19 protein-coding genes and 1 riboswitch are annotated in these 18881 nt (G+C 54.2%); of the genes, 9 read left to right on the top strand and 10 right to left on the bottom strand.

The genetic code is table 11. From position 1 onward, the window contains the following. Positions 1 to 187: 187 nt before the first annotated feature. Positions 188 to 2209 (top strand): excinuclease ABC subunit UvrB, encoded by a 2022-nt coding sequence (gene uvrB / locus OGY72_RS03555; RefSeq protein WP_008784186.1) that lies wholly within the window; start codon positions 188 to 190, stop codon positions 2207 to 2209. A gap of 150 nt (positions 2210 to 2359) precedes the next feature. On the opposite strand, the gene yvcK is transcribed toward uvrB, so the two are convergent. Further along, a complete protein-coding gene (yvcK, locus tag OGY72_RS03560; protein ID WP_286546842.1) occupies positions 2360 to 3268 on the bottom strand; it encodes a uridine diphosphate-N-acetylglucosamine-binding protein YvcK in 909 nt (302 codons plus the stop codon). A 329-nt stretch (positions 3269 to 3597) separates the two neighbouring features. Next, a riboswitch (molybdenum cofactor riboswitch) is annotated at positions 3598 to 3743 on the top strand. Here yvcK and moaA point away from each other — a divergent pair. The 6 genes from moaA (at position 3731) to OGY72_RS03590 (ending at position 7178) form a co-directional block, all read left to right on the top strand. Continuing rightward, positions 3731 to 4720, top strand: coding sequence for a GTP 3',8-cyclase MoaA (moaA, locus tag OGY72_RS03565; protein ID WP_032934386.1), 990 nt, complete (start codon positions 3731 to 3733; stop codon positions 4718 to 4720). Its footprint overlaps the riboswitch before it by 13 nt. 19 nt (positions 4721 to 4739) lie before the next feature. Beyond that, positions 4740 to 5252: a molybdenum cofactor biosynthesis protein B gene (moaB, locus tag OGY72_RS03570; RefSeq protein WP_003035187.1), complete on the top strand. Its 513-nt coding sequence runs from the start codon at positions 4740 to 4742 to the stop codon at positions 5250 to 5252. A gap of 2 nt (positions 5253 to 5254) precedes the next feature. Then, positions 5255 to 5740 (top strand): cyclic pyranopterin monophosphate synthase MoaC, encoded by a 486-nt coding sequence (gene moaC, locus OGY72_RS03575; RefSeq protein WP_003831529.1) that lies wholly within the window; start codon positions 5255 to 5257, stop codon positions 5738 to 5740. Next, entirely contained in the window at positions 5733 to 5978 is a 246-nt protein-coding gene (moaD, locus tag OGY72_RS03580; protein WP_003831530.1) for a molybdopterin synthase sulfur carrier subunit, read from the top strand. The genes moaC and moaD overlap by 8 nt, the downstream gene beginning before the upstream one ends. 1 nt (position 5979) lies before the next feature. Next, a complete protein-coding gene (gene moaE / locus OGY72_RS03585; protein ID WP_003831533.1) occupies positions 5980 to 6432 on the top strand; it encodes a molybdopterin synthase catalytic subunit MoaE in 453 nt (150 codons plus the stop codon). A gap of 41 nt (positions 6433 to 6473) precedes the next feature. Beyond that, on the top strand, positions 6474 to 7178 hold the full coding sequence (locus OGY72_RS03590; protein WP_003831536.1) for a Bax inhibitor-1/YccA family protein: 705 nt from the start codon (positions 6474 to 6476) through the stop codon (positions 7176 to 7178). Between the two features lie 86 nt (positions 7179 to 7264). On the opposite strand, the gene OGY72_RS03595 is transcribed toward OGY72_RS03590, so the two are convergent. The 3 genes from OGY72_RS03595 to OGY72_RS03605 are packed head-to-tail and all read right to left on the bottom strand — an operon-like array spanning position 7265 to position 10226. Continuing rightward, positions 7265 to 8227 carry a lysylphosphatidylglycerol synthase domain-containing protein gene (locus OGY72_RS03595; protein WP_286546847.1) on the bottom strand — a complete coding sequence of 321 codons (963 nt, stop codon included), beginning with the start codon at positions 8225 to 8227 and terminating at the stop codon, positions 7265 to 7267. Next, positions 8227 to 9468, bottom strand: coding sequence for a cardiolipin synthase ClsB (gene clsB, locus OGY72_RS03600; RefSeq protein ID WP_003831540.1), 1242 nt, complete (start codon positions 9466 to 9468; stop codon positions 8227 to 8229). The genes OGY72_RS03595 and clsB overlap by 1 nt, the downstream gene beginning before the upstream one ends. Further along, positions 9465 to 10226: an endonuclease/exonuclease/phosphatase family protein gene (locus OGY72_RS03605; protein ID WP_286546850.1), complete on the bottom strand. Its 762-nt coding sequence runs from the start codon at positions 10224 to 10226 to the stop codon at positions 9465 to 9467. Before OGY72_RS03605 ends, clsB begins: the two co-directional genes overlap by 4 nt. Positions 10227 to 10357: 131 nt before the next feature. Between OGY72_RS03605 and OGY72_RS03610 the strand changes: the two genes are divergently transcribed. Beyond that, positions 10358 to 10768 (top strand): YbhQ family protein, encoded by a 411-nt coding sequence (locus OGY72_RS03610; protein ID WP_003831542.1) that lies wholly within the window; start codon positions 10358 to 10360, stop codon positions 10766 to 10768. On the opposite strand, the gene OGY72_RS03615 is transcribed toward OGY72_RS03610, so the two are convergent. The 5 genes from OGY72_RS03615 to cecR form a co-directional block, all read right to left on the bottom strand. Further along, positions 10730 to 11836: an ABC transporter permease gene (locus OGY72_RS03615; protein WP_003831543.1), complete on the bottom strand. Its 1107-nt coding sequence runs from the start codon at positions 11834 to 11836 to the stop codon at positions 10730 to 10732. The two genes, OGY72_RS03610 and OGY72_RS03615, sit on opposite strands and share 39 nt — an antisense overlap. 115 nt (positions 11837 to 11951) lie before the next feature. Beyond that, positions 11952 to 13085 carry an ABC transporter permease gene (locus tag OGY72_RS03620; RefSeq protein ID WP_003831545.1) on the bottom strand — a complete coding sequence of 378 codons (1134 nt, stop codon included), beginning with the start codon at positions 13083 to 13085 and terminating at the stop codon, positions 11952 to 11954. After that, positions 13078 to 14814, bottom strand: a complete 1737-nt coding sequence (locus tag OGY72_RS03625; protein ID WP_003831546.1) for an ATP-binding cassette domain-containing protein — start codon at positions 14812 to 14814, stop codon at positions 13078 to 13080. Before OGY72_RS03625 ends, OGY72_RS03620 begins: the two co-directional genes overlap by 8 nt. Continuing rightward, complete coding sequence (gene hlyD, locus OGY72_RS03630) at positions 14807 to 15802, bottom strand: secretion protein HlyD (protein ID WP_003831548.1); 996 nt, start codon at positions 15800 to 15802, stop codon at positions 14807 to 14809. The genes OGY72_RS03625 and hlyD overlap by 8 nt, the downstream gene beginning before the upstream one ends. Then, the gene (gene cecR / locus OGY72_RS03635; RefSeq protein WP_003831550.1) at positions 15799 to 16476 is read right to left on the bottom strand and encodes a transcriptional regulator CecR; all 678 of its coding nucleotides are present in this window, start codon (positions 16474 to 16476) and stop codon (positions 15799 to 15801) included. Before cecR ends, hlyD begins: the two co-directional genes overlap by 4 nt. Before the next feature lie 221 nt (positions 16477 to 16697). Here cecR and rhlE point away from each other — a divergent pair, with 221 nt between their 5' ends. Next, positions 16698 to 18044: an ATP-dependent RNA helicase RhlE gene (rhlE, locus tag OGY72_RS03640; protein WP_286546857.1), complete on the top strand. Its 1347-nt coding sequence runs from the start codon at positions 16698 to 16700 to the stop codon at positions 18042 to 18044. A 68-nt stretch (positions 18045 to 18112) separates the two neighbouring features. On the opposite strand, the gene OGY72_RS03645 is transcribed toward rhlE, so the two are convergent. After that, positions 18113 to 18847 carry a GntR family transcriptional regulator gene (locus tag OGY72_RS03645; RefSeq protein ID WP_003831553.1) on the bottom strand — a complete coding sequence of 245 codons (735 nt, stop codon included), beginning with the start codon at positions 18845 to 18847 and terminating at the stop codon, positions 18113 to 18115. Positions 18848 to 18881 lie beyond the last annotated feature (34 nt).

Consider the following 18881-nt stretch of genomic DNA (forward strand, 5'->3'; position numbering starts at 1 on the left):
ACACATTTTTGCTGGTGTTTTATCTTGCCTGCGGACAAATTTTAGCCTGTAGTCACGGCCATTTTGCTGGGGTAACAGAAATATTCTGGCGCGTTACTGTTTTTCCATCCAGTATATTTTACTGGCAAAATATACGGCTGCGAGTAAAATTACACACCTGCCCGCCCATTGCTTCAGGTAGCTGCTCATGAGTAAACCGTTCAAACTAAATTCCGCTTTTAAACCCTCTGGCGATCAGCCTGAGGCGATTCGTCGTCTGGAAGAAGGTCTGGAGGATGGACTGGCGCATCAGACGCTGCTGGGGGTGACGGGGTCGGGGAAAACATTCACCATCGCGAACGTGATTGCGGACTTACAGCGACCTACCATGGTGCTGGCCCCCAATAAGACGCTTGCCGCACAGTTGTACGGTGAGATGAAAGAGTTTTTCCCGGATAACGCGGTGGAATATTTCGTCTCCTACTACGACTATTATCAGCCGGAAGCCTACGTGCCAAGTTCTGACACCTTCATCGAGAAGGATGCCTCGGTTAACGAACACATTGAGCAGATGCGACTGTCAGCGACCAAAGCGTTGCTTGAGCGACGGGATGTCGTTGTCGTGGCGTCGGTTTCCGCGATTTATGGTCTGGGTGACCCGGATCTGTACCTGAAAATGATGCTGCACCTGACGGTGGGGATGATTATCGACCAGCGCGCGATCCTGCGTCGTCTGGCGGAGCTGCAATATACCCGCAACGATCAGGCATTCCAGCGCGGGACCTTCCGCGTGCGCGGTGAAGTGATCGACATATTCCCGGCAGAATCTGACGACATTGCGTTGCGCGTGGAACTGTTTGATGAAGAGGTCGAACGTTTGTCGCTGTTTGACCCGCTTACCGGGCAGGTCGAATCCACTATTTCGCGCTTTACCATCTACCCTAAAACGCACTACGTGACGCCGCGCGAACGTATTGTACAGGCGATGGAAGAAATTAAGGTTGAGCTTGCAGAGCGGCGAAAAGTCCTGTTGGCAAATAACAAACTTCTGGAAGAACAGCGCTTAAGTCAGCGTACCCAGTTCGATCTGGAAATGATGAACGAGCTGGGTTACTGCTCGGGGATTGAAAACTATTCCCGCTATCTGTCCGGGCGTGGTCCGGGCGAGCCGCCGCCGACGCTGTTTGATTACCTGCCTGCCGATGGCCTGCTGGTTGTGGATGAATCCCACGTGACTATCCCGCAAATTGGCGGCATGTATCGCGGTGACCGGGCGCGTAAAGAAACCCTTGTCGAATACGGATTCCGTCTGCCGTCGGCGCTGGATAACCGTCCGCTTAAATTTGAAGAGTTTGAAGCGCTGGCCCCGCAAACTATCTATGTTTCGGCGACGCCGGGCAACTATGAGCTGGAGAAATCCGGTGATGATGTGGTCGATCAGGTGGTACGACCGACCGGGCTGCTGGATCCGGTTATTGAGGTGCGTCCGGTGGCGACGCAGGTTGACGACCTGCTGTCTGAAATCCGCACCCGTGCGGCGATTAACGAACGTGTGCTGGTCACCACGCTCACCAAACGGATGGCGGAAGACCTCACAGAATACCTCGAAGAACACGGCGAGCGGGTGCGTTATCTGCACTCTGACATCGATACCGTGGAACGTATGGAAATCATTCGTGACCTGCGTCTGGGCGAGTTTGACGTGCTGGTGGGTATCAACCTGTTACGTGAAGGCCTGGACATGCCTGAGGTCTCCCTGGTGGCGATTCTGGACGCAGACAAAGAAGGGTTCCTGCGTTCTGAACGTTCGCTTATCCAGACCATCGGTCGTGCGGCGCGTAATATCAACGGTAAGGCGATTCTTTACGGTGATAAAATTACCGCCTCAATGGCCAAAGCGATTGGTGAAACCGAACGTCGTCGTGAGAAACAGCAGCTCTACAACGAAGAGCACGGTATTACGCCGCAGGGGCTGAACAAGAAAGTGGTCGATATTCTGGCGCTGGGTCAGAATATTGCGAAGACCAAAGCGAAAGGCAAAGGGAAGTCACGCGCAGGCGCGAAGTCTGAGGTTGTCGAACTGGATATGACGCCAAAAGCGCTGCAGCAGAAGATTCACGAGCTGGAAGGGCAGATGATGCAGCACGCACAGAATCTCGAGTTTGAAGAGGCCGCGACAATCCGTGACCAGTTGCATCAGCTGCGCGAGTTGTTTATTGCGGCATCGTAAGGCGGTGTCGGATGCGGGGTAAACCCCTTATCCGACCTACGGAGTAGATCGCCTTTGTAGGCCTGATAAGCGCAGCGCATCAGGCATTGTTTGATGCCGGAGCAAATCGTTTTGTAGGCCTGATAAGCGCAGCGCATCAGGCAAATCCGTTCAGCCCAGCGCCTGCACTGCTTTCTCCAGCGCACTATGCAATAGCTGGCGGTCATGGCGGTAGGGAATATCGCTGGCTTCCAGCACTTCCTGGATCACAACGCGGTCGGTAATGGCGGAAGCATCTACTTTCGGCCCCACAACCACCGCATCAATCACTTTCTTCCCGACGTACTGTTCAATAATGGCCAGCTTATCGCTAAGCGTCAGGCTGGCTGCTGGCAGGCTTAATTCGCGCCCAAGATTGCCTATATAGACCATCGGAGCCGGTGTGCGACGTAATGCCTGTGACATTTCATCGAGTAACAGAATCGGCATCAGGCTGGTGTAAAAACTGCCAGGGCCTATCAAAATCAAATCCGCTTCAGCGATAGCCTCAACGGCCTCACGCGTAGTCGGGACTTTTGGCGACAGCATCAGTTCCTGAGGCGGGACGGTGAGCTGATCGATATTCACTTCGCCATAAACTTCATGTCCCTGGTCATCAATGGCCATCAGATCCACCGGCAGCTCCGACATCGGAATTAAGTGTGCGTCAACTTTCAGCAGGCTGCGAATTAAATTGATGGCTTCCAGAGGCCGCACGCTGAGGTGGTCGAGCGCCTTTAACATCAGATTTCCGAGGTTATGTCCGGAAAGTTCACCATTACCGCCAAAACGATACTCAAACATGGCGGATGCAACGCTGGGTTGGGTAATTAACTGGTTCAGACAGTTACGCATGTCTCCCCAGGCTATCCCTCCTTCAGAGCGACGAATACGACCTGTCGACCCGCCGTTATCGGTGGTGGTGACGATACCCGTCAGGCGGGAACCTAATGGGGAAAGAGAGGAGAGAACGCGTCCTAATCCATGCCCTCCGCCGAGAGCGACAACGCGGTCCAGATCTGCCAGCGTGCGAGTGCGCATATATTTTCCTGATATCAATTGATCGGCGCTACAGTAACGTAAATAGCGTGTTTTCAGCAATTATCCAGTCGGCATTTGCCGTAATTTTTTTCTGCGATCTACTCCTTTCTGACGACACTCACCTGATGGCAAGATGATGTATATCAATGCAAAACTGTGGTTTTTGCTTATTCTGTAGCGAAATTGCACGATCATGTCGCTATATACATATTTATACAGCGAAAGTGTACATGGCAAAAGCGCCATTTACACGCTAGTATCGGCATAACCACAAAATACTCTTCATAATCTGAGTTGCCGGAAGCTAACGCATCTGAAACTCGAAGTATGATGAGTATAAACACTCTAGCCTCTGCACCTGGGTCAAATGATACGGTGCTTTGGCCGTGACAAGACTTGAAAAAGTTTGTCACCAGGGCGCAGGAAGAAATGACTACGTCTCCCGTATTTGGAAAGGTGTACATGGGCTCTCAACTTACCGATGCTTTCGCACGTAAGTTTTACTACTTACGTTTGTCGATTACCGATGTGTGTAACTTTCGTTGCACCTACTGCCTGCCGGATGGCTATAAGCCCGGCGGGGTCACCAATAACGGCTTTTTGACCGTTGATGAAATTCGCCGCGTCACGCGTGCGTTCGCCAGTCTGGGAACGGAAAAAGTGCGTCTGACGGGGGGCGAACCTTCACTGCGTCGCGACTTCACTGACATCATCGCCGCCGTGCGCGAAAACGACGCCATCCGCCAGATTGCGGTAACCACCAATGGTTATCGTCTGGCGCGCGATGCCGCCGCCTGGCGCGATGCCGGACTGACCGCGCTCAACGTCAGCGTCGACAGCCTCGATGCCCGTCAGTTTCACGCCATTACCGGACAGGACAAGTTTCAGCAGGTGATGGCAGGCATTGATGCCGCCTTTGATGCCGGTTTTGAAAAAGTGAAAGTCAACACCGTGCTGATGCGCGACGTAAACCATCATCAACTGGACACCTTCCTGGCGTGGATCCAACCTCGACCAATCCAACTGCGTTTTATTGAACTGATGGAAACGGGCGAGGGCAGCTCTCTCTTCCGTAAACACCATATTTCCGGACAGGTACTGCGCGATGAGCTGCTGCGTCGCGGCTGGATCCACCAGATCCGACAGCGTAGCGACGGCCCGGCTCAGGTATTCTGTCATCCTGATTATGTTGGCGAAATTGGTCTGATCATGCCTTATGAGAAAGACTTCTGCGCCACCTGTAATCGTCTGCGCGTTTCCTCTGTCGGCAAGCTTCATCTGTGTTTATTTGGTGAAGGTGGCGTAAGCCTGCGTGATTTGCTGGAAGACGATGCTCAGCAACCGGCGCTGGAAGAACGTATTTCAGCCGCGCTGCTGGAGAAAAAGCAGACCCATTTCCTGCATCAGAACAATACCGGTATTACGCAAAACTTATCTTACATTGGCGGCTGATCGCTAAAAGGAGTTTTTCATGAGTCAGGTAAGCGCTGAATTTATCCCGACACGCATTGCTATTCTTACTGTTTCCAACCGTCGCGGCGAAGAAGATGACACCTCCGGCCATTATCTGCGTGACTCGGCGCAAGAAGCGGGTCATCAGATTGTCGATAAGGCGATTGTCAAAGAGAACCGCTACGCCATCCGCGCCCAGGTTTCTGCCTGGATTGCCAGTGACGATGTACAGGTGGTGCTCATTACCGGTGGCACTGGCTTAACCGAAGGGGACCAGGCACCGGAAGCGCTGCAACCGCTGTTCGACAGAGAAGTTGAAGGGTTTGGCGAAGTCTTCCGTATGCTGTCGTTTGAAGAGATTGGCACCGCGACGCTGCAATCCCGGGCGATTGCCGGGGTGGCCAATAAAACGCTGATTTTTGCCATGCCGGGTTCGACGAAAGCGTGTCGTACCGCCTGGGAAAATATCATTGCGCCGCAGCTTGATGCCCGTACGCGTCCGTGTAATTTCCACCCACATTTGAAGAAATAAGTATGTCGCAACTGACTCATATTAACGCCGCTGGCGAAGCACATATGGTGGATGTCTCCGCCAAAGCGGAAACCGTACGCGAGGCGCGTGCAGAAGCATTCGTAACCATGCATAGCGAAACGCTGGCGATGATTATCGATGGCAGCCACCATAAAGGTGACGTTTTCGCCACGGCGCGTATTGCCGGTATTCAGGCAGCCAAACGCACCTGGGATCTTATCCCGCTGTGTCACCCACTGATGCTGAGCAAGGTCGAAGTCAATTTGCACGCCGAGCCGGAGCACAATCGCGTACGCATTGAAACGCTGTGTCGCCTGACCGGTAAAACCGGCGTTGAAATGGAGGCGTTAACGGCAGCCTCCGTGGCGGCGTTGACCATCTACGATATGTGCAAAGCGGTACAAAAGGATATGGTGATTGGTCCGGTGCGTCTGCTGGCTAAAAGCGGCGGCAAATCGGGTGATTTTAAGGTGGATGCGCATGATTAAGGTTCTTTTCTTTGCTCAGGTACGGGAACTGGTGAACACCGATGCGTTAGAAGTTGCCGCCGAGTTTGCAACGGTAGAAGCGCTGCGCAAGCATCTGGCGGCGCAAAGCGATCGCTGGGCGCTGGCGCTGGAAGACGGCAAGCTGCTGGCGGCGGTGAATCAGACGCTGGTCAGTTTTGACCATCCTCTTAACGCGGGTGATGAAGTCGCTTTCTTCCCGCCGGTAACCGGAGGCTAAAATGGCTCAAACGCGAATTGTTGTTGGCCATGCGCCGTTCAGCGTCGGGGATGAGTATCCCTGGCTGGCAGAGCGCGATGAAGACGGCGCGGTCGTCACTTTCACCGGTAAAGTGCGCAATCACAATCTCGGTGACAGCGTGCAGGCGTTAACGCTGGAACACTATCCGGGAATGACCGAAAAAGCGCTGGCGGAGATTGTCGACGAAGCGCGTTCGCGCTGGCCGCTGGGTCGGGTGACGGTGATTCATCGCATTGGCGAACTGTGGCCGGGTGACGAAATCGTGTTTGTTGGCGTGACCAGTGCGCATCGCAGCAGCGCATTTGATGCCGGGCAGTTCATTATGGATTACCTGAAAACCCGCGCGCCGTTCTGGAAACGCGAGGCTACGCCGGAAGGTGAGCGCTGGGTTGATGCCCGCGACAGCGATAAGCTAGCAGCAAAACGCTGGTAGAGTACAATTGTTGTAGGCTCATACTGATTCAGGAGATTGTCATGGACCGATTCCCACGATCCGATTCTATTGTACAGGCCCGTTCCGGTCTGCAAACGTATATGGCGCAGGTGTACGGCTGGATGACCTGCGGACTGTTGCTGACGGCGTTTATCGCCTGGTATGCGGCAAATACGCCCGCGGTGATGATGTTTGTCTTCTCCAGCAAAATCACCTTCTTTGGCCTGATCATCGCTCAACTGGCGCTGGTGTTTGTCCTGTCCGGCATGGTGCAAAGGCTGAGCGCGGGTATGGCGACCACGCTGTTTATGCTCTATTCGGCATTAACCGGGTTGACGCTATCAAGCATTTTTATCGTCTATACCTACTCGTCTATCGCCAGCACCTTCGTGGTCACTGGTGGGATGTTCGGGATCATGAGCTTGTATGGCTACACCACCAAGCGCGATCTGAGCGGCTTCGGCAATATGCTGTTCATGGCGCTGATCGGTATTGTGCTGGCCTCACTGGTTAACTTCTGGCTGAAGAGCGAAGCGCTGATGTGGGCGGTGACCTATATCGGGGTGATTGTGTTTGTCGGTCTGACCGCCTATGACACACAGAAGCTGAAAAATATCGGTGAGCAGATCGACCTGCGCGACAGCTCCAATCTGCGTAAATACGCGATTCTTGGGGCCTTAACGCTGTATCTGGACTTCATCAACCTGTTCCTGATGCTGCTGCGTATTTTCGGCAATCGTCGTTAATTGTCTGTTGCCGGATGCGGCTTAACGCCTTATCCGGCCTACTTTTGATACCAGACGGTACGCCGCATCCGGCACTATATACACCCTTATTTCGCCATCGCCTTCTCGTTCTTTGCCCGTAGCTTTTTCGCCCGACTCTCCAACAGCAAATAACACATCAGCGCCAGCAGCAGCGGAATAAAATAGTACAACACGCGATACGCGAGCAGGGCAGCAATGATTGTCCCATGAGACGTGTTCTCTCCCGCCAGCAACGCCATAAACACTGCCTCCAGCACGCCGATCCCCGCCGGAATATGCACAATAACCCCGGCAATACTGCTCACCAGCAGCACGCCCAGCACAAAGAAATAGTTGATGTTCTGACCCAGCAATAACCAAATAATCGCCCCCATAACCATCCAGTTAGTCCCGGATATCGCCATTTGCGCGAGGGCAAATTTCCACGAGGGTAGCACCAGCTTTTGGCCCTTGATGGTGATGTGACGATGTTTAGCGAAGGCGCAAAACCACAGATAAACAACAATAATCAGCAGCAGCGCTATGCCTAAAATGCGCAATGTGCCTTCATCGATATACCAGTGTGCGGGCAGTTCGACGACGCCGAAGGTAAATATAAAACCGCCCAGCAGAATATAGCCCAGCCAGTTGGTGGTAATGCTCAGCGAAAAAATCCGCGTTATTGTGCCCCCCGGCAACCCGAGACGCGAGTAGAGCCGATAACGCATCCCAATACCGCCCACCCAGGTGCTCAACGTCAGGTTGAAGGCGTAACAGATAAACGACACCAGCATGACCTGGCGTTTTGCCAGTTTGTGACCGCAGTAGTAGCGCCCGAGCAGATCATAACAGCCGTAAAGTAAATAACTGACGATCACCAACCCCACGGCGCTGAGCAGGGCGATCCGGTTGTAATCGCGAATTACCGTCCACACTTCCTGCCAGTTGACTTTGCTGGCATAAACAACCAGCAGCACGATCACCGCAATAAAAAATAACCATGTGAGGATCTTTTTCGCTAACCGCCAGCGTCGGTGATTTTTTGCCATCAGGTTTTCCCTCCTGCATCCTCAGTTTGTATACGGTCCTGAGTTTCCAGAGCGGGCTGCGCGGGCGGCTCTATCTCGGCCAGATGCGGGGTATGCGCCGGAAGCCAGCCGACCAGCGCCGGGAAGTGGCGTAAAAAGTGGAAGGCCAACACGCTTTTAGTCAGGTTCCACCAGGTGCGTTTTGGCAGCATGGATTCATCAACCCGCTTGCAGTCCTGCGCAATAATAGGGTTCAGGTTGTCGCGCAGGGTCTGGTTAAACGTGCGGTCATGAATAATCAGATTTGCTTCCAGATTCAGCGACAGGCTCAGCGGATCAAGATTGCTGGAGCCCACCGTCGCCCAGTGATCGTCCATCAGCGCCACTTTGCCATGCAGAGGTTTACGGCGGTATTCATAGACATGAACGCCACCTTTAACCAGATAGTTGTACAGCAGGCGGGCACCCACTTTCACAATCGGCATATCCGGTTCACCCTGCACGATGAGTTTTACCCGAACGCCGCGTCGTGCTGCTTTACGCAGGGCATGCAGCAGGCGATATCCTGGAAAGAAATAGGCATTGGCGATAATCACTTCCCGCCGGGCCTGGGTCAGCATTTTCAGATAGTGGCGTTCAATATCATCGCGATGCTCCTCGTTATCGCGCCAGACAAACAGCGCCTGCGCTTCGCCAGGGCGATGATTGTCGATTGCCCGGTGATGACGTCGCCACCAGCGTCGTACGGCGCTCTGTCCGGGCAAGTTTTCCAGCACGAATCTTAGGATGTCGGCTACGACTGGACCTTCAACGCGCACGGCGTAATCCTGTTTGGCCTCCGGGCCGTAATCAGACATATGTTCAGCGGAGTAATTGATGCCGCCGACAAAGGCAACACGGTCATCAATGACCACTATTTTTCGATGCATACGGCGAAAGAGATTGGTGCGCATACCGAACAGGCGCGGGCGCGGATCGTAGTAGCGGAAAACAATGCCGGCTACGGTCAGCTCTTCAACAAAACTGTCGCTCAGATCCGGCGAGCCGTAGCCATCCAGCAACACCTCTGCTTTGATACCTCGCCGGGCGGCTTCGAGCAACGCGGCATGCAGCCGTTTTCCGACCGCATCTTCAAACCAGATAAAGGTCTCAAGGATAATTTTTTGCTCTGCCTGCTCAATGGCGTCAAAGACGGCGGGGTAGAATTGATCGCCATTTTCCAGCAGTTGAATTTGATTGCCTTCACGCCAGCCATATTTCATAAATGAATCTCCGCACTCAGGGGGGCATGATCGGACAAATGTCGCCAGTGACGCGGCGCCAGCGTCGTTGGGGTACTGGCATTCGCGTTTTTCACATAGATCCTGTCCAGGCGCAGCAGGGGAAACTGCACCGGAAACGTTCGCGCCGGGCGGCCGTGGGCGCGGGTAAAAATCTCGTCAAGGCCAGCTTTGGCTTTCAACGGACGATTGGCCGTTTGCCGCCAGTCATTAAAATCTCCGGCAATCACTACGGGCTCCGCGTTGGGTAGGGCGTTAACCCAGTCTGCCAGCATAGAGAGCTGGGTCTGGCGGTGAGCTTCACGCAGGCCGAGATGTACACACATCACATGGATGGGGTGGGAGAGCATTGGCGGTACGATTCGGCAGTAAAGGACTCCGCGCTTTTCACTCGCGCCGACTGACACATCACGATTTTCATAATGCTCAATGGGATACCGCGACAGCACCGCATTACCATGATGTCCCTGCGGGTACACGGCGTTACGCCCGTAGGCGAAGTCGCTCCACATGGTGTCCGCCAGAAATTCGTAATGGCTGGTATCCGGCCAGTTATCAATGTGCAGCGAATGCGCTTCGTGTGCGCCCATGACTTCCTGCAGACATACAATGTCTGCACCAACCGTTCTGACGGCCTCCCGTAGCTCAGGCAAAATAAAACGCCGGTTGAAGGCGGTGAACCCTTTGTGAGTATTAATGGTGAGCACATTGAATGAAAATTGAACTCCCGATCCGCTCATGAGCCTCCCGATGGCGTCACTTCCTAAATAAAATAGTGTAGTCGTCGTCACAAAAAGATGCGGTGTTGCGGAATTTTCCGTAAAGTCCGGTACTCTGAACAATTAGTCGAAAATCCTTCAGGAGAATAGCCATGAGGTGGCAACAACGTGTTCGTGTCGCAACGGGTCTAAGTTGCTGGCAGATAGTGTTGCATTTACTGGTAGTGGCGTTGCTGGTAATGGGCTGGATGAGTGGCAGACTGGTGCATGTTGGCCTGGGATTGTGCGTCGTGTACGGCGTTACGGTTTTATTGATGCTGGCATTGCAACGTCACCACGAACAGCGCTGGCGCGACGTGGCTGATGTGCTGGAAGAGTTGACCACGACGTGGTATTTCGGTGCCGCAATGATCGTGCTGTGGCTGCTGTCGCGTGTGCTGCAAAACAACGTCTTGCTGGCACTGGCGGGGCTGGTAATCCTTGCCGGACCCGCCGTGGTCTCGCTGCTGGCGAAAGACAAAAAGCTACATCACCTTGCGTCTAAACATCGCATACGCCGCTGATCCGGTCGTGGCCGCTATCACCAACAGCGGCCACAAGCTTCCCCAGACAATCTTCAAACTCGCATCTTTCAGGTAAATTTGTTTCGTGATGTCCGTAAAATGGCGGATCGGGTTTATCCACGTCAGATTCTGCAACCAGACCGGCATGTTTTCGACCGGTGAGACGTAGCCCGAGAGTAAAATCGCCGGCATCATAAACACAAACACGCCGATAAACGCCTGCTGCTGGGTGGCGCACAGTGACGAAATCAGCAGACCAAAGCCGACCAGCGACAGCCCGTAAATCACCATCGTGAAATAGAACAGCCCCAGTGAACCGGCAAACGGAATGTGATAAGCCCAGATACCGATCGCCAGCACAATGGTGGCCTGAAAAGTAGCCACAATGAGCGCGGGCACCGCTTTACCGATGAAAATCTGCCAGGTGGTCAGCGGGGAAACCAGCAGTTGATCCAGTGTGCCTTGCTCACGCTCGCGGGCAACCGACAGCGAGGTGACGATCATTACGCCGATGGTGGTGATCATGGCGATCAGCGACGGAACCACAAACCATTTGTAATCCAGATTCGGGTTATACCAGTTACGCACTACCAGCTCGCTGTTGTTCGGTTTCGGCTTGCCGTCCATCAGCTCCTGCTGATACTCCTTAACGATTTGCTGCAGGTAATTCGCGGCAATTTGCGCGCTGTTTGAGTTGCGCCCGTCGAGGATAATCTGCATGGGTGCCTGCTGGAAGGTATCCAGATTACGCGAAAAATTGGCCGGGAAACGCACCAACAGCAGGGCTTTTTGCGTGTCGATGGTGGGCTGGATCTCCTGCGGGCTTTTCAGCAGCAGAACATGCGTAAAAGCGCTGGCGCGAGCGAAGCGCTGGGTAAGCTCAACCGAATGTTTACCGTTGTCTTCGTTATAGATAGCAATTGTGGCGTTGGTGACTTCCAGCGTTGCCGCGAACGGGAACAGGATAACCTGAATCAGCACCGGTAAAATCAGAATGGCTCGCGTCTGCGGTTCGCGTAATAGCGATTGCAGCTCTTTGCGAATTAATGTCCATAAGCGATGAAACATGCCCGTCCTCTCAGTCCAGTTTGTAGGCCTGATAAGCAAAGCGCATCAGGCATAATGCCGGATGGCGACGTGAACGCCTTATCCGGCCTACGGCTACAATTATCCATACACATATTTAATCCAGCCGACGTTTGGTTTTAAGCCACGTCAGGCCAATAAACATCACCGCCGAAGCGATTAAAAACAGCACGTTGATAATCAGCACCACCGGAATATTTCCCGCCAGGAACAGGCTTTGCAGGGTGCTGACGAAATAACGCGCCGGAATAATGTAGGTTACCGCCCGGATAATCGCGGGCATGCTGTCTATCTGGAAGATAAAACCCGATAACATAATCGAGGGCAGGAAGGCGGCGTTCAGCGCGACCTGCGCGGCGTTAAACTGGTTGCGGGTGATGGTGGAAATAAGCAACCCCATACCCAGCGTACTGAGCAGAAACAGGCTGGTAATGAAAAACAGGATCAGCAACGAGCCACGGTAGGGCACGCCAAGAATAAACACCGACACCAGCATACACAGCAGCATCGCCAGCATGCCCAGAAAGTAATACGGGATCAGTTTGCACAGCAGCAGCTCGACGCGGGTGACTTCGGTAGACAGCAGCGCTTCCATGGTGCCGCGCTCCCATTCGCGCGCCACCACTAATGAGGTGAGGATGGCGCCAATGACCGTCATGATGATGGTGACCGCCCCGGGAATAATAAAGTGCTGGCTGATGGCCGCCGGGTTAAACCAGTAACGGGTCTGCACGTCGATCAATGGTTTGAACGATTCCCCACGATCTTCTGCCCGCTGTTGCTGCCAGATTTGCCAGATGCCTTCGACATAACCCTGCACAAAGTTGGCGGTATTGGGTTCGCTGCCGTCGGTGATCACTTGGATCGGTGCCACGTCATTGGGTCGTGCCATCTGCTGGGCAAAATCCACCGGGATCACCACCAGCCCGCGAATGCGCCCGGCCTGCATTTTCTCAATCAGTTCCTGGCGATTATCGCTGATGGTGGCGTCAATATACGGCGAACCGGTCATGGTATGGGTAAAATCCAGCGCCTCTTCGCTCTGCTGTTCGAGCAAAATCCCTACCCGCAGCTTGCTGGAGTCGAGGTTGATCCCGTAGCCGAAGATAAACAGCAGCAGCAGCGGGATCACCACCGCAATCAGCCAACTGCTGGGATCGCGGACGATCTGGCGCGTCTCTTTCACGCACAGCGCGCGGACGCGACGCCAGGAGAGAGCGGAGTTACTCATGCGTATGCTCCTTATCCCAGTCATTGATTAGCGTGATGAACGCCTGTTCCATGGTCGGGTCCGGCGTGTCGCTGTCGGCAGCCTGAGCCTTCAGGTCGTCCGGTGTACCGCTGGCAATCAGTTTGCCGCGATACACCAGCCCGATGCGATCGCAGTATTCCGCCTCATCCATAAAGTGGGTGGTCACCATCACCGTGACGCCTTTTTCCACCATGCTGTTGATATGCAACCAGAACTCACGACGGGTGAGGGGATCGACCCCGGAAGTGGGTTCATCAAGGAACAGAATGTCGGGTTCATGCATCAGCGAGCAGGCCAGCGCCAGACGCTGCTTAAATCCCAGCGGCAGTTCGTCGGTGGCGTGGGAAGCGATACTCTTCAGGCCAAATGCCTCGCTCATACGATCGATTTTCTCTTTCTGCGCCCGACCGCGCAGGCCGTAGACGCCGGAGAAAAAGCGCAGATTCTGTTCAACCGTCAGGTTACCGTACAGGGAGAATTTCTGCGCCATATAGCCCAGATGCTGACGCGCTTTGCCGGAGCTGACTTTCAGGTCCATATCCAGCACCAGCGCTTTGCCGGAAGTGGGGACCAGCAGGCCGCACATCATTTTAAAGGTGGTGGATTTGCCAGCGCCATTAGGGCCTAACAGACCAAAAATCTCGCCGCGCTGCACGGCAAAGTCTACGTGGTCGGTAGCGGCAAAATCGCCAAATTTCTTGGTCAACGCTTTGGCTTCGATCACCGTTTCACCAGGCGTGCCTTCCACGGTATGCAGGATAGCGCCCAGCGGGGACTCCGATGTTCCGGCTCCGCCGAGTAAATCGATAAAGGCATCTTCGAAGCGGGGGGCTGTTTCGTTGATGGTTATCTCCGGCATGCCGTCAGCGTTTTGGATCTGCTGAGCAGTAGCCTCTTTTTTCAGGATTAAACGGACGGATTTGCCCTGAATCATTCCGTCGCTGACCAGCGGCAGCTTTAACGCGCGTTGCAGCAGTCGGCGGTTGTTTTCCTGTGGACTGCTCATCAGGAAGCTACGACCCGCCATGGTTTGCGTAAGCTGAGTAGGATCGCCCTGGTATAACAGTTCACCTTCGTTCATCAGCAGCACATCACGGCATTGCTCTGCTTCATCCAGATACGACGTACTCCAGAGGATCAGCATGCCGTCCCCGGCCAGTTCGTGGACCATTTGCCACAGTTCGCGACGGGAAATAGGGTCGACACCCACGCCTGGCTCATCCAGCAGCAACACTTTAGGTTCGCCAACCAGCGTACAGGCAAGCCCGAGCTTCTGCTTCATGCCGCCAGAAAGCTTGCCCGCCAGTCGCCCGGTAAACGGCCCTAACGAGGTAAACTCCAGTAGTCGGGCAAAGGTTTTTTCTCGCGCTTCACCGGTGACGCTGCGTAAGTCGGCATAGAGATTGAGGTTCTCCATGACGGTTAAATCTTCGTACAGACCAAATTTCTGCGGCATATAGCCGAGCACCGCATGCAGCGCGCTGTCGTCTTTGATGGGGTCAAAACCAATCACCGCAGCACTTCCGGCATCAGGTTTTAATAATCCCGCCAGCATTCGCATCAGCGTGGTTTTGCCCGCGCCGTCAGGCCCGACAAGTCCGGTCACGTAGCCCGCATGAACGGTACAGTCGAGCGGGGCGACGGCCGGCTTTTCCATTCCGGCAAAGTTTTTCGTCAGCCCTTTAAGCGTAATGACGGCGTCATTCATGCCGTGCCTCATCGCCAAACTTAATCGTTACCGGCATTCCCTGGCGCAGCGAATCGTCCGCGTCGGTGACGACAATTCGCAGGCGATAAACCAGGTCGGTACGCAGGTCAGGAGTCTCGACCGTTTTCGGGGTAAATTCGGCGGTAGGAGAAACGAAGCCGATTTTGCCGTGATACGGTTTGTCCGGTCGGCCATCGGTATAGAGCAGGATCTCACGTCCTGGCTGCGCCTGGCTCAGATTTCGTTCGTCAACGTAAGCACGAACCCAAACCGGACGCGTGAGCGACAGCGTCAGTACCGTGCCACCTTCGTTCAGCATGCTGCCGGGTTCAACCGCACGGGTGAGAAGCGTGCCGTCAGACGGCGAGGTAAGCGTGGTGTCATGCAAATTAAGCTCTGCCTGTGCCAGCTCGGCCTGAGCTTGTTCGAGCGTGGCTTTCGCCTGCTCGATGTCCTGCACACGATTACCGCTGCGATATTGCGTGAGTTTATCCTGTGCGGATTTCAGCGAAGCTAACGCCTGATCGCGAGATGAACGGGCGTTTTCCAGATCGTTGGCAGAAATGGTGCGGCTTTTCCACAATCCGACCTGCCGATTGTAAAAGTTCTGCGCGTAATCATAGGCGGCCTGCGCCTGTTTGACTGCTGCCGCGGTTTGCGCGATCTCTTCTTCGCGATACCCTGCCAGCATCAGATCGTATTGTGCCTGTGCGGCGGCAACGTTGGCTTTTGCCTGCATCAATGCGTTTTCATACGGTGCGCGGTCCAGTTCACCCAGCACCTGACCGGCGGTAATGGCATCGCCTTCGTCAACCGCCAGCGAGGCCAGCCTGCCGCCGACGCGAAAACTCAGGTTGACGCTACGGATATCGACATTGCCGTACAGTGTTAAACCATTATCTTGCCGACTTTGATACCACCACGTTCCACCGGCAATCACGGCAACGAGGGCCGCGATAACCAGCCCGAGAACGACAGGTTTTTTCATGACTCCAGACTCCTTTGCGTTAAACCTTGCAGAATAAGATCGATGTGACAGGTGATCGTTTGGTCAATCAGCGCGGTTTTATCCTCATCAAATTGTGACCAGCCCGTACGCAACAGAATGGTTTCTTTCCCCAGACGAAAAGCCAGCACCTCGCCGAGAATGGCGTGGGTGTGCAGAATCATTTGGGTATCATTGGCATCGCCGCCCGTATAGGCGGCAATCAGGCGCGTCAGATGTGTATGCAGCGGATTGATAACCTGGTCGTGCACCAGTTGATAAGCCGCGGTGGGGGAAAGCTGTTCACGCGAGATAAATTTGCTCAGGTTAACGGTGTCGTCCTGAGTTAACAGCATGATCATATTTTTGCAGGCGCGCAGGATCAGTTCGCGCATCGCGCCACGGTCCGGCTCTGGTTGGGCGAATAAACGCTCGGCCTCTTCAGCGTGCGGGCGAAACTGTGCACCGATAAAGTCCGCAATCCACTGGGCGCAGGCGAGATATAAATCCTCTTTTGAGCCAAAATAGTAGGTGATAGCCGCAATGTTTTGCCCGGCCTGTGCAGCGATATCGCGCGTCGTGGCGTGCAGACCATACTCGCCGAATTGCGCCAATGCGGCGGCAATGAGCTGGTTCTTCGCCTGTTCACCTTTGGTTGTCATGGTGGGTGTATTCATGGCACGACTCTGATCTTAATCAATCGATTGATTAAGATTATGACTGATGTGTAGCCTTGTCCAGTCCGGAGCGTTATTTTCCAGTGAAGGGATAATTTATGCGGCACATCACAAAAACTGCTACACTCCGCCCCTTCATGACATTGTGGTTTTTGTCATCTCTATTGTATGTATCTCCCTGAAAACGACACCGGTAACGGTCAGGGCGGTTCGGAGTTGTTATGTCTTTTGATTCCCTTGGTTTAAACCCTGATATTTTACGTGCCGTTGCCGAGCAGGGTTACCGTGAACCTACCCCTATTCAGCAGCAGGCTATTCCTGCCGTGCTGGAAGGCCGCGATCTGATGGCCAGCGCCCAGACCGGTACGGGGAAAACGGCAGGATTTACCTTGCCGCTGTTGCAGCACCTGATCACCAATCAGCCGCATGGTAAAAGCCGTCGTCCGGTTCGTGCGCTGATCCTCACGCCAACCCGCGAACTGGCGGCCCAGATTGGCGAAAACGTCCGTGATTACAGTAAGTATCTGAATATTCGCTCGCTGGTGGTCTTCGGTGGCGTCAGTATTAACCCGCAGATGATGAAGCTGCGTGGCGGCGTGGATGTGCTGATTGCCACTCCGGGTCGTTTGCTCGATCTGGAGCACCAGAATGCGGTGAAACTGGATCAGGTTGAGATCCTGGTACTGGATGAAGCTGACCGCATGCTGGATATGGGCTTTATTCACGATATTCGTCGCGTTCTGGCAAAACTGCCGGCAAAACGTCAGAACCTGCTGTTCTCGGCAACGTTCTCTGATGACATTAAATCGCTGGCCGAAAAACTGTTGCACAACCCGCTGGAAATTGAAGTGGCGCGTCGTAATACCGCGTCAGAGCAGGTTACTCAGCACGTTCATTTCGTTGATAAAAAACGTAAACGTGAACTGCTGTCGCAGATGATTGGTCAGGGCAACTGGCAGCAGGTGCTGGTGTTTACCCGTACCAAACATGGCGCGAACCATCTGGCAGAGCAGCTGAATAAAGACGGCATCCGCAGTGCGGCTATCCACGGTAATAAATCTCAGGGTGCGCGTACGCGTGCGCTGGCTGATTTTAAATCCGGTGATATTCGCGTGCTGGTAGCGACCGATATTGCCGCACGTGGTCTGGACATTGAAGAGTTACCGCACGTGGTGAACTACGAGCTGCCAAACGTCCCGGAAGACTACGTGCACCGCATTGGTCGTACCGGTCGTGCGGCAGCTACCGGCGAAGCGTTGTCTCTGGTGTGCGTCGATGAACACAAGCTGTTGCGTGATATCGAGAAGTTGCTGAAAAAAGAGATCCCGCGTATTGCAACGCCAGGCTACGAGCCAGATCCGTCCATTAAAGCTGAGCCGATCCAGAACGGTCGCCAGCAGCGTGGCGGCGGCGGTGGTCGTGGGCAGGGCGGAGCAGGGCGTGGCCAGCAGCCGCGTCGTCAGGATGGCGGTGCGCCAAAAGCGAAACCGCGTAGCGGAGAAGGCAAACCGGCAGGCGATAAGCCTCGTCCACCGCGCCGTCCGCGCAAACCGTCTGCAGCACAGTAATTCACCTTGCTGTATGGCAGTATAAACACGCTATCCGGCCTACACACTGTGTAGACCGGATAGGTCAATCACTCCCCCGAACTTTGCGATTTCAGCACGATTGAGCAGGTATATCGTCCTGCCGGGTGAATCGAAATCGTCGTCTCAAATACTTTCCCGTCCCTGTCCAGATAACGACGCACGATTCTCATCGCTGGCGAATCAGGTGCTACATTGAGAATCTTTGCCACCTTTTTGGGCACGCCGACAGCCGTAATGGTCTGATGCACCTCATGGCTTTTAATACCGTAATGCGTTTCGATCAAATCGCTGATTAACGAGTGTGGGTCGTCACGGATGTACGTACGCAGCTTGGCGTAATCCGTGCTGGCATAACTGTCCGTCCAGCAGATTGGCGCGTCGGGGTTTTGCGCATCTTCGCGAGTGCTGGCAATGTGCAGCCAACGGGAACCGGGCGGGCAGCCAATCATCTGGGACAACTCTATGTCCGCCACAATCTCATCGATTTTCTTGATGACGCGCAGATTGTTTTTGGCCAGCAGCAACAGATCCTCAAGATGCGATAGCGGGTGATTGACGCCGTTAGCCTTAGGTTCGCAAACGCGGGTTCCCGCGCCTTTACGCCGTGATATCAGACCTTGCTCTGTTAATTCCCTTAACGCCTCACGCATGGTGTGGCGGCTGACCTGCCATGTTTCGCACAGTTCCATTTCCGTAGGAAACAGCGAACCGGGGGCAAAAGTTCCCACCGCAATTTGCTGCGCCAGTTCACGTGCTATTCGCTTGTACAGAGATTCTTTCATCGCAGTTTCATCAAAATATTAGTGATCTTTATCA

This window comes from Citrobacter sp. Cpo221, assembly GCF_030332345.1.
GTDB classification, from domain to species: Bacteria; Pseudomonadota; Gammaproteobacteria; order Enterobacterales; family Enterobacteriaceae; genus Citrobacter; species Citrobacter portucalensis.

Coding starts and splice junctions, on each gene's coding strand:
- uvrB (WP_008784186.1), top strand. CDS start 188: ATGAGTAAACCGTTCAAACTAAATTCCGCTTTTAAACCCTCTGGCGAT.
- yvcK (WP_286546842.1), bottom strand. CDS start 3,268: ATGCGCACTCGCACGCTGGCAGATCTGGACCGCGTTGTCGCTCTCGGC.
- moaA (WP_032934386.1), top strand. CDS start 3,731: ATGGGCTCTCAACTTACCGATGCTTTCGCACGTAAGTTTTACTACTTA.
- moaB (WP_003035187.1), top strand. CDS start 4,740: ATGAGTCAGGTAAGCGCTGAATTTATCCCGACACGCATTGCTATTCTT.
- moaC (WP_003831529.1), top strand. CDS start 5,255: ATGTCGCAACTGACTCATATTAACGCCGCTGGCGAAGCACATATGGTG.
- moaD (WP_003831530.1), top strand. CDS start 5,733: ATGATTAAGGTTCTTTTCTTTGCTCAGGTACGGGAACTGGTGAACACC.
- moaE (WP_003831533.1), top strand. CDS start 5,980: ATGGCTCAAACGCGAATTGTTGTTGGCCATGCGCCGTTCAGCGTCGGG.
- OGY72_RS03590 (WP_003831536.1), top strand. CDS start 6,474: ATGGACCGATTCCCACGATCCGATTCTATTGTACAGGCCCGTTCCGGT.
- OGY72_RS03595 (WP_286546847.1), bottom strand. CDS start 8,227: ATGGCAAAAAATCACCGACGCTGGCGGTTAGCGAAAAAGATCCTCACA.
- clsB (WP_003831540.1), bottom strand. CDS start 9,468: ATGAAATATGGCTGGCGTGAAGGCAATCAAATTCAACTGCTGGAAAAT.
- OGY72_RS03605 (WP_286546850.1), bottom strand. CDS start 10,226: ATGAGCGGATCGGGAGTTCAATTTTCATTCAATGTGCTCACCATTAAT.
- OGY72_RS03610 (WP_003831542.1), top strand. CDS start 10,358: ATGAGGTGGCAACAACGTGTTCGTGTCGCAACGGGTCTAAGTTGCTGG.
- OGY72_RS03615 (WP_003831543.1), bottom strand. CDS start 11,836: ATGTTTCATCGCTTATGGACATTAATTCGCAAAGAGCTGCAATCGCTA.
- OGY72_RS03620 (WP_003831545.1), bottom strand. CDS start 13,085: ATGAGTAACTCCGCTCTCTCCTGGCGTCGCGTCCGCGCGCTGTGCGTG.
- OGY72_RS03625 (WP_003831546.1), bottom strand. CDS start 14,814: ATGAATGACGCCGTCATTACGCTTAAAGGGCTGACGAAAAACTTTGCC.
- hlyD (WP_003831548.1), bottom strand. CDS start 15,802: ATGAAAAAACCTGTCGTTCTCGGGCTGGTTATCGCGGCCCTCGTTGCC.
- cecR (WP_003831550.1), bottom strand. CDS start 16,476: ATGAATACACCCACCATGACAACCAAAGGTGAACAGGCGAAGAACCAG.
- rhlE (WP_286546857.1), top strand. CDS start 16,698: ATGTCTTTTGATTCCCTTGGTTTAAACCCTGATATTTTACGTGCCGTT.
- OGY72_RS03645 (WP_003831553.1), bottom strand. CDS start 18,847: ATGAAAGAATCTCTGTACAAGCGAATAGCACGTGAACTGGCGCAGCAA.